The organism is Mycobacterium sp. IS-1742, from assembly GCF_001500125.1.
Lineage (GTDB): Bacteria > Actinomycetota > Actinomycetes > Mycobacteriales > Mycobacteriaceae > Mycobacterium.
In genome coordinates this window covers 105,914-118,631 of record NZ_LQIV01000006.1, presented here as the reverse complement: position 1 = coordinate 118,631, position 12,718 = coordinate 105,914, and the positions used below count along the sequence as shown (strand labels likewise).

Annotated in this window: 13 protein-coding genes and 1 pseudogene; 2 read left to right on the top strand and 12 right to left on the bottom strand. The window is 70.8% G+C overall.

The window, feature by feature from the left end:
- Position 1: 1 nt before the first annotated feature.
- Entirely contained in the window at positions 2-565 is a 564-nt protein-coding gene (gene efp / locus AU196_RS05650) for an elongation factor P (RefSeq protein ID WP_059094108.1), read from the bottom strand.
- 24 nt (positions 566-589) lie between these two features.
- Positions 590-1,699, bottom strand: a complete 1,110-nt coding sequence (locus AU196_RS05645; protein ID WP_059094107.1) for an aminopeptidase P family protein — start codon at positions 1,697-1,699, stop codon at positions 590-592.
- Positions 1,700-1,732: 33 nt separating this feature from the next.
- Between AU196_RS05645 and AU196_RS05640 the strand changes: the two genes are divergently transcribed.
- Positions 1,733-2,314: a B-4DMT family transporter gene (locus AU196_RS05640; RefSeq protein ID WP_059094106.1), complete on the top strand. Its 582-nt coding sequence runs from the start codon at positions 1,733-1,735 to the stop codon at positions 2,312-2,314.
- Here AU196_RS05640 and aroQ read toward each other — a convergent pair.
- From aroQ to AU196_RS05590, 10 genes and pseudogenes are all read right to left on the bottom strand, one after another.
- Entirely contained in the window at positions 2,311-2,748 is a 438-nt protein-coding gene (gene aroQ / locus AU196_RS05635) for a type II 3-dehydroquinate dehydratase (protein ID WP_059094105.1), read from the bottom strand. The genes AU196_RS05640 and aroQ overlap by 4 nt on opposite strands.
- Positions 2,745-3,827, bottom strand: a complete 1,083-nt coding sequence (gene aroB / locus AU196_RS05630; RefSeq protein WP_059094104.1) for a 3-dehydroquinate synthase — start codon at positions 3,825-3,827, stop codon at positions 2,745-2,747. The genes aroQ and aroB overlap by 4 nt, the downstream gene beginning before the upstream one ends.
- A 194-nt stretch (positions 3,828-4,021) precedes the next feature.
- A pseudogene (locus tag AU196_RS05625) lies at positions 4,022-4,522 on the bottom strand (shikimate kinase); the annotation flags it as partial.
- Complete coding sequence (aroC, locus tag AU196_RS05620) at positions 4,522-5,736, bottom strand: chorismate synthase (protein WP_059094154.1); 1,215 nt, start codon at positions 5,734-5,736, stop codon at positions 4,522-4,524. The gene aroC and the pseudogene AU196_RS05625, both read right to left, overlap by 1 nt.
- Positions 5,737-5,789: 53 nt before the next feature.
- Positions 5,790-6,215: a prepilin peptidase gene (locus AU196_RS05615; RefSeq protein ID WP_059094102.1), complete on the bottom strand. Its 426-nt coding sequence runs from the start codon at positions 6,213-6,215 to the stop codon at positions 5,790-5,792.
- Between the two features lie 9 nt (positions 6,216-6,224).
- Positions 6,225-7,031 carry a shikimate dehydrogenase gene (locus AU196_RS05610; RefSeq protein WP_059094101.1) on the bottom strand — a complete coding sequence of 269 codons (807 nt, stop codon included), beginning with the start codon at positions 7,029-7,031 and terminating at the stop codon, positions 6,225-6,227.
- Between the two features lie 3 nt (positions 7,032-7,034).
- Positions 7,035-8,282 (bottom strand): endolytic transglycosylase MltG, encoded by a 1,248-nt coding sequence (locus tag AU196_RS05605; RefSeq protein ID WP_059094100.1) that lies wholly within the window; start codon positions 8,280-8,282, stop codon positions 7,035-7,037.
- Positions 8,275-8,784, bottom strand: a complete 510-nt coding sequence (gene ruvX / locus AU196_RS05600) for a Holliday junction resolvase RuvX (protein WP_059094099.1) — start codon at positions 8,782-8,784, stop codon at positions 8,275-8,277. Before ruvX ends, AU196_RS05605 begins: the two co-directional genes overlap by 8 nt.
- 4 nt (positions 8,785-8,788) lie before the next feature.
- Positions 8,789-11,482 (bottom strand): alanine--tRNA ligase, encoded by a 2,694-nt coding sequence (gene alaS / locus AU196_RS05595; RefSeq protein ID WP_059094098.1) that lies wholly within the window; start codon positions 11,480-11,482, stop codon positions 8,789-8,791.
- 76 nt (positions 11,483-11,558) lie between these two features.
- A complete protein-coding gene (locus AU196_RS05590) occupies positions 11,559-11,960 on the bottom strand; it encodes a secondary thiamine-phosphate synthase enzyme YjbQ (protein WP_059094097.1) in 402 nt (133 codons plus the stop codon).
- Between the two features lie 118 nt (positions 11,961-12,078).
- On the opposite strand from AU196_RS05590, the gene AU196_RS05585 reads away from it, so the two are divergent.
- Positions 12,079-12,699 carry an antibiotic biosynthesis monooxygenase gene (locus AU196_RS05585; RefSeq protein ID WP_059094096.1) on the top strand — a complete coding sequence of 207 codons (621 nt, stop codon included), beginning with the start codon at positions 12,079-12,081 and terminating at the stop codon, positions 12,697-12,699.
- Positions 12,700-12,718 lie beyond the last annotated feature (19 nt).

The window sequence follows — 12,718 nt, the reverse complement described above, 5'->3', positions numbered from 1 at the left end:
GTCAGGCATTGACGCGACCGAGGTAGCTGCCGTCCCGCGAATCGACCTTCAGCTTGTCGCCGGTGTTGATGAACAGCGGCACCTGGATCTCGGCGCCGGTCTCCACCGTCGCCGGTTTGGTGCCCGCGCTGGACCGGTCGCCCTGCAGACCGGGCTCGGTGTGGGTGACGACGAGCTCGACCGTCACCGGGAGTTCCAGGTACAGCGGAACGCCGTCGTGGAACGCGATCTGCACGGGCATGCTCTCCAGCAGGAAGCCGGCGAGACGGCCGACGAGCGACTCCGGGAGCGGGTGCTGCTCGTAGTCCTCCGAGTCCATGAACACGAAGTCCGAGCCGTCGCGGTACAGGTAGGTCGCGTCGCGCCGGTCGACGGTGGCGGTCTCCACCTTCACCCCGGCGTTGTAGGTCTTGTCGACGACCTTGCCCGACACCACGTTCTTGAGCTTCGTGCGCACGAAGGCCGGGCCCTTGCCCGGTTTGACGTGTTGGAACTCGACGATCTGCCAGAGTTGGCCGTCGATCTGCAGGACGAGCCCGTTCTTGAAGTCGGCGGTCGATGCCACGGGGTACTACTCCTAGCTCTCTCTTCAGAGGATGGCCAGTTCCTTGGGGAACCGGGTGAGCAAGTCGGGGGCGTCTGATCCTGCGCTTCTCTCGAAGCCGACGACCAGCGTGTCCTCGATGCGGACGCCGCCCCGGTCGGGCAGATAGACACCGGGCTCCACGGTGACCACGGAGCCAGCAAGCAGTGTACCGGCGGCGGCCGCGTTGATTCCCGGCGCTTCGTGGATCTGCAGTCCCACGCCGTGCCCGAGGCCGTGGCCGAAGTGTTCGGCGTACCCGGCGTCGGCGATGACCTGCCGCGATGCGGCGTCGACCTCGGACAGCGTGACACCGGCGCTCAGCGCGTCGGTGCCGGCCCGCTGCGCGGTGGCGACCAGGTCGTAGATGTCGCGCTGCCAGTCGTCAATCTTGCCGGCCCGGCCCAGCACGAACGTCCGGGTCATGTCCGAGTGGTAGCCGCTCACCAGCGCGCCAAAGTCGATCTTGACGAAGTCGCCGGTGGCCAGCACCGCGTCGGTGGGCCGGTGGTGCGGGATGGCCGAGTTGGGTCCGGCCGCCACGATGGTCTCGAAGGACGGGCCGTCGGCGCCGTGGTCGAGCATCAGGGCCTCGAGATCGCGGCGCACCTGCTTCTCGGTCCGGCCCGGGCGCAGGCCCCCCGCGGCGATCAGATCCCTCAGCGCGGCGTCGGCGGCCTCGCAGGCCAGCCGCAGCAGCGCGACCTCACCGGCGTCCTTCACTTCGCGCAGGGCCTCGACCATGCCGGGGGCGCGGACGAGTTCGACGTCACCGGCGGTCTTCTGCAGCCCGCGGTGGCCGTCGACGGTGACCACGTGGCTTTCGAAGCCGACGCGGCGCAGACCGTCGGCGGCGGCGCGGCCGGCCAGGTAGGGGGCGCACGCCCGCTCGATGACGACCTCGGCGGCGGGTGACTGCTTGGCGGCCTGCGTGCGGTACCGGCCGTCGGTGGCCAGGACCGGGGTCGTGTGGGACACGCTGATGAGCAGCGCGGCGTTCGAACCGGTGAATCCCGAGAGGTATCGGACGTTGACCAGGTCTGTGACCAGCATCGCATCGAGTCCGGCGGCTTCCAGACGCTCGCGCAGTCGGTCTCTACGCTGGGAAAGAGTCACAGCCGCTGACGGTACTCGCTACGCTGTTGCGCCATGAGCAAGTGGTTACTGCGCGGACTGGTGTTCGCGGCCCTGATGGTGATCGTCCGATTGCTGCAGGGAGCGATGATCAACGCGTGGGAAACCAGGGCGGCGACGATCAGCATCGTCCTCGTGTCGTTGTACGCCCTCGTCGCCTTCCTGTGGGGGTTCGTCGACGGCCGTCAGGACGCGCGCCGCAACCCCGACCCGGACCGCCGGGGAGACCTGGCGATGACGTGGCTGCTGACCGGTCTGTTCGCCGGAATCGTCAGCGGGTTCGTCGCGTGGCTGATCGGCGTGTTCTACAAGAACCTCTACGTCGAGGCGCTGCTGAACGAGCTCACCACGTTCGCGGCGTTCACCGCGCTGCTGACGTTCGTCCTCGCGATCATCGGGGTGGCGCTGGGCCGCTGGCTCGTCGACCGCAAGGCGCCCGACGAGCCGCGCCGCCGCGAGGGTGAGGACGACGACCGCGCCGACACCGACGTGTTCGCCGCGGTGCGCCCGGGCGGACGGGACGACCAGGCGGACACACAGCAGCAGCAGACGTCGCCGGTGGCCACCGAGGCCCCGCCGGAGGAGCGCCGGGCCTAAGCGCCCGCGAGGTAGCGCAGCGCCAGCAGGTAGCCCTGCACGCCGAGGCCGACGATCACGCCGGTCGCGACCCCGCTCAGATACGAGTGGTGCCGGAACTCCTCGCGGCGGTGCACATTCGAGATGTGCACCTCGATCAGCGGTGCGCTCAGTTCGGCGCACGCGTCGCGCAGGGCGATCGAGGTGTGGGTCAGCGCCCCGGCGTTGAGCACGACCGGTTCGCCCGCGTCGGCGGCGGCGTGGATCCAGCCGATCAGTTCGGCCTCGCTGTCGCTCTGCCGCACCGAGACCTTCAGCCCGAGACCGGCCGCCTCCTGCTCGATCATCGACACCAGGTCGGCGTGGGTGGTGCTGCCGTAGACGGCCGGTTCGCGCCGCCCCAGCCGGCCCAGGTTCGGCCCGTTGATCACGTTGACGGTGGAGGTGACGCTCACCGGGTCCCTCCCACCACCGAGTAGGCCGCGGCGAGCAGCGACGGGTCGGGCCCTTCGAGCCGGCCGGGCTTGGCCAACCCGTCGAGCACCACGAACCGCAGCACCCCGGAGCGGGTCTTCTTGTCGCCCGCCATGTACTCCAGCAGTTGCGGCAGCGCGTCGGGGTCGTACCGGACCGGGAGCCCCAACGCCTCGAGGACCGACCGGTGCCGATCGGCGGTCTCGTCGTCGAGACGTCCTGCGAGGCGGCCGAGTTCGGCGGCGAACACCAGCCCGACCGATACCGCCGCGCCGTGGCGCCACTGGTAGCGCTCGCGGCGCTCGATCGCGTGGGCCAGGGTGTGTCCGTAGTTGAGGATCTCGCGCAGCGCCGACTCCTTCTCGTCGGCCGCGACCACCTCCGCCTTGACCGCGACCGCACGCCGGATCAGCTCCGGCAGAACGTCTTTCGACGGGTCGAGGGCGGCCTCCGGATCGGCTTCGATGAGATCGAGGATGTGCGGATCGGCGATGAACCCGGCCTTGACGATCTCGGCCATGCCCGCGACGATCTCGTTGCGGGGCAACGTCTCCAGGGTCGCGAGGTCGATCAGCACCGCGGCGGGCTGGTGGAAGGCGCCGACGAGGTTCTTCCCGGCATCGGTGTTGATACCGGTCTTGCCGCCGACCTCGGCGTCGACCATGCCGAGCAGTGTGGTCGGGACGTGGACGATGTCGACACCCCGCAACCAGGTCGCCGCGGCGAATCCGGCGACGTCGGTGGCCGCTCCCCCGCCCAGGCTGACGATCGCGTCCTTGCGCCCCACCCCGATCCGGCCGAGCACCTCCCAGATGAACCCCACCACCGGCAGGTCCTTACCGGCTTCGGCATCCGGGATCTCGATGCGGTGGGCGTCGATCCCCTTGTCCGCCAGGTGACTCCGCACCGCTTCGGCGGTCACCGACAGCGTCGGCTGATGCAGGATCGCCACCTTGTGCCTGCCTTCGAGCAGCCGGCCGAGCTCACCGAGCAGCCCGGTGCCGATGATCACCGGGTAGGGCGGGTCGACCAGTACGTCGACGGTGACCGGTTCTGTCACGTGTTCTTCTCCAGGGTCGTCTCGCTGTCGGATTTCGGCGTCCGCGGCACCCGGCGGGCGGCCATCATCGCCGGTGTCGGGGGCCCGTCGGACTCCTGCTGGTCCTTCACCGTGTCCCTGCGCCAGGGTGGGCGACGGCGGCGCCGTGGCCGGTTCGCCGCACCGGTCGCGGGGGTGGCGTCGGCCGTGGACTTCTCGAGGCGGGCGACGATGTGGCGGACCACGGCCCCGGGGTTGCGGCGGTTGGTGTTCACCCGCATGGTGGCCACCCGCCGGTACAGCGGGACGCGGGCGTCCATCAGGGCCTTGTACTTCTCGGCGCGATCCGGCCCGGCCAGCAGCGGACGCACGGTGCTGCCGCCGGTGCGGCGCACCCCTTCGGCGGCGCTGATCTCGAGATAGATCACCGTGTGCCCAGCGAGTGCGTCGCGCACGCCGGGGGTGGTGACGGCCCCGCCGCCCAGCGAGAGCACACCGTCGTGGCTCTGCAGGGCCGAGCGGATGACCTCTTCCTCGATGCGCCGGAACTCCTGTTCACCGTCGGTGGCGAAGATGTCGGCGATCGTGCGACCGGTGGCCTCCTCGATGGCGGCGTCGGTGTCGAGCAGCGTCAGCCCCATCGCCTTGGCGAGCCGACGGCCGATGGTCGACTTACCCGATCCGGGCAGGCCGACCAGTACCGCCCGCGGTGCCATCAGCCCGACGCCTGCGCCCGCTGCGCGGTGGCCGGTTCGCGTGCGGCGACGGCCCGCAGGTAGGACTCCACGTTGGTCCTGGTCTCGGCCAGCGAGTCGCCCCCGAACTTGCGCAGGGCCGCGCGCGCCACCACGAGCGCCACCATCGTCTCGACGACGACGCCCGCGGCGGGCACCGCGCAGACGTCCGAGCGCTGGTGGATCGCGACCGCTTCGTCGCCGGTGGTCATGTCGACGGTCGCGAGGGCGCGCGGCACCGTGGAGATGGGTTTCATGGCCGCGCGAACCCGCAGGGGCTGACCGTTGGTCATCCCGCCCTCGAGGCCGCCGGCCCGGTTGGTCGACCGCATGACGCCGTCGGGGCCGGGGTAGATCTCGTCGTGCGCGACACTGCCCCGCCGCCGTGCGGTCTCGAAGCCGTCGCCGATCTCGACGCCCTTGATGGCCTGGATGCCCATCACCGCGGCGGCCAGCTGACTGTCGAGGCGGTCCTCGCCGCTGGTGAACGACCCGAGTCCGACCGGCAACCCGGACACCACGACCTCCACGACGCCGCCGAGCGTGTCGCCGTCGCGTTTGGCCGCCTCGATCTCGGCGATCATCGACTTCTCGGCCGACTCGTCGAAGGCCCGCACCGGGCTGTCGTCGATCGCGGCCAGATCGGCCGGTCCCGGCGGCGGGCCGTCGTAGGGGGTGGACGCGCCGATGGAGATCACGTGCGAGACCACCTCGACGCCGAGCGCCTGGTGCAGGAAGGCCCGCGCGACCGTGCCCGCGGCGACGCGCGCGGCGGTCTCGCGGGCACTGGCCCGCTCCAGCACCGGTCGGGCGTCGTCGAATCCGTACTTGAGCATGCCGGCGTAGTCGGCGTGACCCGGCCGCGGCCGGGTCAGCGGCGCGTTGCGGGCGATCTCGGCGAGTTCAGCGGGGTCGACGGGGTCGGCGGCCATCACCGTCTCCCACTTCGGCCACTCCGTGTTGCCGATCTGGATCGCGATCGGACCCCCGAGGGTCACCCCGTGGCGCACCCCGCCGAGCATCGTGATCTCGTCCTGCTCGAACTTCATGCGGGCGCCGCGGCCGTAGCCGAGCCGCCTGCGCCTGAGTTGAGCGCCGATGTCCTCGGTCGTCAGCGAGACGCCCGCGACCATGCCCTCGAGCACGGCCACGAGCGCGCGGCCATGGGATTCACCGGCTGTGGTCCAACGCAACACGCGTCCCATCTTCCCATGGCGCGCCGGTCGCGCCTAAATCCGGCGTGACGCGCTCAGACCAGCACCAGCGCGACGGCCGCGGCGCTGGCCGCACACATCGACGGGCCGTGCGCGACGGTCGCTTCGCGCCGCGCCAGCGACGTCAGCGCGCACGCCGCGGTGAGCACCGGCGCACCGAGCGCCGCGAGCAGCCACACCTCGGCTCCGAACGCGCCGGTGAGCCCGCCGAGACCGGCGGCGAGTTTGACGTCGCCCGCGCCCATCGCCGCGGGCGCGACCAGGTGGGTGACGCCGTAGAGGGTGAACAGCGCCGCGGCGCCGAGCGCGGCGGGAACCCCTCGGCCCGCCAGCGCCGCGCCGAGCAGGACCACCGCGGCGCCGGGCAGCGTGAGCCAGTTCGGCAGTCGGCGCGACCGGAAATCGTAGGCGCTCAGCGCGACGAGCCAGCCGGCCACACCGGCGATCGCGAGTGCCTCCACCCGTCGAGGCTAAGCGCCCTGCAGTGCCGCCCTCATCGCCTCTTTCGGAGCCGGCAGGCCGGTGAACTGTTCGACCTGCGCGAAGGCCTGGTTCAGCAGCATCTGCAGGCCGCTGACCACCCGGCCGCCCGCGGCCTGCACCGCCGCCGCCAGCGGCGTCGGCCACGGATCGTAGATCGCGTCGAGCAGCACGGGCGTCCCGGCCAATGTCGCCGCGTACCGCTCGCCGACGTCCGCGGGGACGGTGCTGACCACCGCCCCTGCGGCGGCCGCGAGCCCGGCCAGCGCGGCGTCGTCGAGGTCGCACCACTCGGCGGGGACGCCCAGACGGTCCGCCAGCGCGACCAGCGACGCCGCCTTGTCCGGATTGCGGGCGGCGATCGTGAGGTGGGCCGCGCCGAGTTCGGCCAGCGCGACCACGGCGGCCGGGGCGGTCCCGCCGGAGCCGACGACGATCGCGGGTCCGTCGACCGCTCCGAGCGCCCCGGTCACGCCGTCGACGTCGGTGTTGTCGGCCCGCCAGCCCTTCGCGGTGCGGACCAGCGTGTTGGCCGACCCGACCAGTTCCGCGCGGTCGGTGTGTTCGTCGGCGAAGCGCAGCGCGGCGAATTTGCCCGGCATCGTGACCGAGACCCCGACCCAGTCCGGGCCGAATCCGCCGACCAGACCGGGCAGTTGCTCGGCGGTGCACTCGATGCGCTCGTAGGTCCAGTCGGTCAGGCCCAGCGCGCGATAGGCCGCCAGGTGCAGTTGCGGTGACCGCGAGTGGGCGATCGGTGAGCCGAGGACGGCCGCCCTGCGGGCCTTGCCGTGCACGGCCTACCGGGCACTGTCGAGGACGCCGTTGCGCCGCGCCAGTTCGATGCTGGCCAGGTGCTCGTTGTAGTCCCGGGTGAACAGCGTGGTGCCCTGCAGGTCGATGGTGACGAAGTACAGCCAGTCCCCGTCCGCCGGTTGCTCGGCCGCGACGAGCGCCGGCTTGCTCGGCGAACAGATCGGCGTGGCGGGCAGCCCGGGCCGCACGTAGGTGTTCCAGGGCGTCATCTGGCCGCGGTCGGCATCGGTGGTGGCGACCTCGATGCGGTCCAGCGGGTAGTTCACCGTCGAGTCGAATTCGAGGGTGCGGTTCTCGGCCAGCCTGTTGTAGATCACGCGGGCGACCTTCGCGAAGTCCTCCGGCTTGGACTCCCGCTGGACCAGCGACGCGACCGTGAGCACCTGGTATGGCGACAGGTTCATGGCGGTGGCGGTCTCGAGCAGACCGCTCTGCGCGTACTGGTTCGCGCTCGCCCGGATCAGCGTCGCGAGCGTTTCCTGCGGAGCGGCCGACGGGTCGATGTTCCAGCTGCCGGGGGCGATCAGCCCCTCGAGGCGGCGGTGGTCGTCGCCCATCGCGGTGACGGGTTGCACCGCCCATTCGGGGACACCCAACGCCGACGGCGCCGCCGTGGTGGCGACCTCCTTGAGCTGGTCGGCCGTCACGCACTGCTGCCGGCCGTCGAGGTCCACGCAGGTGGCCTTCGAGATGAGCGTGAAGATGCCCTCGGTCACCGCGTTGGTCTTGACGTCGGACACGTCGTCGAGTTGGCGGCCCTCGGGGATCACCAACTTGCCCACCCGGCTCTGCGGGTCGATGAGCCGTGCGACCGCGTCGGCGGCCGGGATCTCCGTGCGGACCTTGTAGAAACCGGGCTGGATCGCGGTGATCCCGGAGTTGCCCTCCGCGGCGTCCACGAACGCCTTGACCGTCGCCACGACGTTGTTGTCGTGCAACGTCTGGCCGATCGCGGTGGTCGAGTCGCCGTCGTGCACCTGGATCACCACATCGCTGACACCGTCGCCGGCGAAGTCGTTGCTGTCGCTGCCGAACATCCCGTGCCAGAGCTTCGAACCGAGGAAGACCGCTCCGATGACGACGGCGATCAGCAGTGCGAGCGACACCGCGCCGGCCATCCGGCGCTTCTTGCGGCCCCGTTCCAGGCGCATCCGGTCCGAACGGCTCATGCCGCGTCGCGGTGGTCCCACCGCGACGGGTTCCGCACGGTCGTGACGCCAGTCCTCAGCCATGCCCGCCCTCTCCGGGCGCGGCCAGGGCCGCGCGCCGCTGGTCCAGCCAACTCTGCAAGATGCCCACCGCCGCGACCTGGTCGATCATCGCCCGCTGCCCTTTGGCGCGGACACCGGCCTCGCGCAGCGAACGCTGAGCGGAGACGGTGGTGAGCCGTTCGTCTGCCATCCGCACCGGGGTGGGCGCGATCCGCCGGGCCAGCGCCTCGGCGACACCGATGGCGTCGTGTGCGGCCGGCCCCGTCCTGTCGGCCAGCGTCCTCGGCAACCCGACCACGACCTCGACGGCCTCGAGTTCGGCCACCAGATGGGCCAACCGGCGAACGTGCCGGTCCGAGTTCTTCTCGCGGCGCACGGTTTCCACCGGCGTGGCCAGCACGCCGTCCGGATCACTGGTGGCGACGCCGATCCGCACGCTGCCGACGTCGATGCCGAGTCGCCGCCCGCGGCCCGGGTCGCCCTCGCCGGGGCGGTCCGGGAGGCGGTGGTCGCTGTCGGTCACAGGGTCAGCTCCTGTCGATCTCGGCACGCAACGCAGCCAATGCCGCGTCGATGCCCGCCGCCCCCTTACCGGAACCCTGCGCCAGATCGGCCTTGCCGCCCCCACGGCCGTTCACCGCTGCGCCGACCTGTTTGACCAGGTCGTTGGCGCTCAGGCCCAGATCCTGGGCGGCCGGGTTGACGGCCACCACGAAGGGCACGGTGTCGTTCTCGCCCTCGGCGATCAGCGCGACGACGGCCGGGTCGCTGCCCAGCTTGCCGCGGATGTCACCGACGAGGGTGCGCAGATCACCCGCCGACATCCCGCCGGCCATCCGCTGCGCCACGAGTCGGACCTTACCGACAAGCTCGGCGCCCGCGACAGCGTTGACCGCCGCGGCGCGCGCGTTCGCCAGCCGCATCCGGTCGAGTTCCTTCTCCGCGGCGCGCAGCCGCTCGACGAGGCCGGCCACCCTGGCCGGCACTTCCTCGGACGGCACCTTCAGCGACGAGGCCAACCCGGCCATCAGCGCGCGCTCCTTGGCCAGGTGGCGAAACGAGTCGAGACCGACGTAGGCCTCGACCCGGCGCACTCCGGAGCCGACCGACGACTCGCCGAGGATGGTCACGGGCCCGATCTGCGCGGAGCTGCGCACATGGGTGCCGCCGCACAGTTCCAGCGAGAACGGGCCGCCGATCTCGACCACCCGCACCTCGTCGGGGTAAGCCTCGCCGAACAGCGCCATCGCGCCCATCGACTTGGCCCTCTCCAGATTCGTCGTGAAGCTGTGCACCTCGAAATCGGCCTCGACGGCCTCGTTGGTCACCTCTTCGATCTGCGTGCGCTGGTCCTCGCTGAGCGCGCCCTGCCAGTTGAAGTCGAAGCGCAGATAGCCGGGCCGGTTGAGCGAACCGGCCTGGACGGCGTTCGGGCCCAGAACCTGCCGCAGCGCGGCGTGCACCATGTGGGTGCCCGAATGCCCCTGGGTGGCGCCGTGCCGCCACCGCGGGTCGACCGCCGCCACGACGGTGTCGCCCTCGACGAACTCGCCGGACTCCATGGTGACGCGGTGCACCCACAGCGTCTTCGCGATCTTCTGCACGTCGGACACCGCGGCCTTGGACGTCTCGGACGCGCCGGTGCCGGTGATCGTGCCCTCGTCGGCGATCTGCCCGCCCGACTCCGCGTAGAAGGGGCTGCGGTCCAGCACCAGCTCGATGCGGTGCTGGGCGGTGACGGTGTCGTGTCCGGCGACGGGCACCCGCCGGCCGTCGACGAAGATCCCGAGGATGCGCGCCTCGGTGGTCAGTTCGTCGAATCCGGTGAACTCCGTCGGATGGGTGTCCACCAGGTCGCGGTAGGCGGTGAGGTCGGTGTGCGCCTGCTTGCGGGCGGCGGCGTCGGCCTTGGCGCGCTGCCGTTGTTGGGCCATCAGCCCGCGGAAGCCCTCCTCGTCGACCGACAGACCGGCTTCGGCGGCCATCTCGAGGGTGAGCTCGATCGGGAAGCCGTACGTGTCGTGAAGCGTGAACGCGTCGGATCCCGACAGCACGGTGGCACCGGAGGACTTCGTGGCGCGGGCGGCGTCGTCGAACAGTCGTGACCCGGAGGCGAGCGTCCGGTTGAACGCGGTCTCCTCGGCGACGGCGATGCGCTCAATGCGGTCGAAATCCGTGCCCAGTTCCGGATACGACGGGCTCATCGCATCGCGCACCGTCGCCATCAGGTCGGCCATGACCGGCTGTTCGACACCGAGCAGTTTGGCGGCGCGGATGATGCGGCGCAGCAGGCGGCGCAGCACGTAACCGCGACCTTCGTTACCGGGGCTGACGCCGTCGCCGATGATGATCGCGGCGGTGCGGCAGTGGTCGGCGATGATCCGGTACCGCACGTCGTCGGTGTGGTTGCCCTTGCCGTACCCGCGCGGGGCGATCTCGGCGACCAGGTCGATCACGGGGCGCAGCAGGTCGGTCTCGTAGACGTTGTCGACGTTCTGCAGCAGGCACGCCACCCGCTCCACACCCATTCCGGTGTCGATGTTCTTGCGGGGCAACGGGCCGAGGATCTCGAAGTCGGACTTCGAGGTGCCTTCCCCGCGCTCGTTCTGCATGAACACGAGATTCCAGATCTCGATGTAGCGGTCCTCGTTGGCCTCGGGTCCGCCCTCGACGCCGTAGTCGGGTCCGCGGTCGTAGTAGATCTCCGAGGACGGACCGCCCGGTCCGGGGATACCCATCGACCAGTAGTTGTCGGCCATCCCCCGGCGCTGGATGCGCTCGGCCGGCAACCCGGCCACTTCCTGCCAGAGCTGGATGGCTTCGTCGTCATCGAGATAGACGGTGGCCCAGAGCCTTTCGGGGTCGAAGCCGTAGCCGCCCTGGTCCTGCGGATTGGTCAGCAGTGTCCAGGCAAATTCGATGGCGCCCTTCTTGAAGTAGTCGCCGAAGCTGAAGTTGCCCGCCATCTGGAAGAACGTGTTGTGCCGGGTCGTCATGCCGACCTCGTCGATGTCCGGGGTGCGGATGCACTTCTGCACGCTGACCGCGCGGTCCCACGGCGGTGTGCGCTGGCCCAGGAAGTAGGGGACGAACTGCACCATGCCGGCGTTGACGAACAGCAGGTTGGGGTCGTCGAGGATCACCGAGGCGCTCGGCACCTCGGTGTGGCCCGCTTTCACGAAGTGATCGAGGAAGCGCTTCCTGATCTCGTGTGTCTGCACGTCTGAGGCATCCTTATCGGGGTCGGGTATTTCGACCGATCTACAGTACCCGCCGCCGTCACGACGACGATCGCGCTCACGACCCGAGGAAGCTCAGCCGCACGGAGCGGCGGGGGTTGTCGCTGTTGAGGTCGACGAGCACGACGCTCTGCCACGTCCCGAGCAGCGGTTCCCCGTCCTGCACCGGCACCGTGACCGACGGTGAGATCAGCGCGGGCAGCACGTGGTCGGCGCCGTGGCCCGGCGACCCGTGGGCGTGGCGGTAGCGATCGTCGCGCGGGAGCAGCCGCTCGAGCGTGTCGAGCAGGTCGTCGTCGGAGCCGGATCCCGTCTCGATGAGCGCGACCCCCGCGGTGGCGTGCGGTACGAACACGTTGCACAGGCCGTCCCGGCGGGGTCCGCAGAACGACCGGACGGCGTCGGTCAGGTCGACGATGCGCCGCCGTGAGGTGTCGACGTCGAGAAGATCGGTGTCCATGACGCCAGGGTACGAGCCCCGCGCGAACCATTGCCCGGCCTGATCCGGCGGAGGACAGTGATAGGTGAACCGGTGGCGCCACCGGGGCGCTGCCCCGTCACCCGAAGGGGGTGAGGCTGTGTTCGCACGCACAACCACAATCGAGGCACGACCGGACGCCGTGGACGCCGGGATCGCGCACATCCGCAACGAGGTGATGCCCGCCCTGCGTGACATCGACGGCTGCGTCGGGCTGTCACTACTGGTGGATCGGGAATCGGGCCGCTGCATCGCGACCACCGCCTGGGAGTCGGCCGAAGCGATGCACGCCGCCGCCGAGCGGGTGCGCCCGGTGCGCGAGCGCGCCGCGGAGGCCTTCGGCGGGACTCCGGTGGTCGAGGAGTGGGAGATCGCGGTCCTGCACCGTGAACACCGCGCCGGCGCGGGGGCCGGGGTGCGGGCGACCTGGCTGAGGGCCCGCCCCGAGCAGTTCGACCAGGCGATCGCGTTCTACCGCTCCGAGGTGCTGCCGTCGATCGAGGAACTCGAGGGGTTCTGCAGCGCCAGCCTGATGATCGACCGCACCTCCGGCCGGGCGGTCTCGTCGGTGTCGTTCGACTCCATGGGGGCGATGAACCGGACCCGCGATCAGGCCCGCGCGCTGCGCACCGCCCGGCTCCGCGACCTCGGCGCCGACCAGCTCGACGTCGGCGAGTTCGAGTTGGCGATCGCGAGCCTGCGCGTACCCGAAATGGCCTGACGCGCACCCGATTGACGCG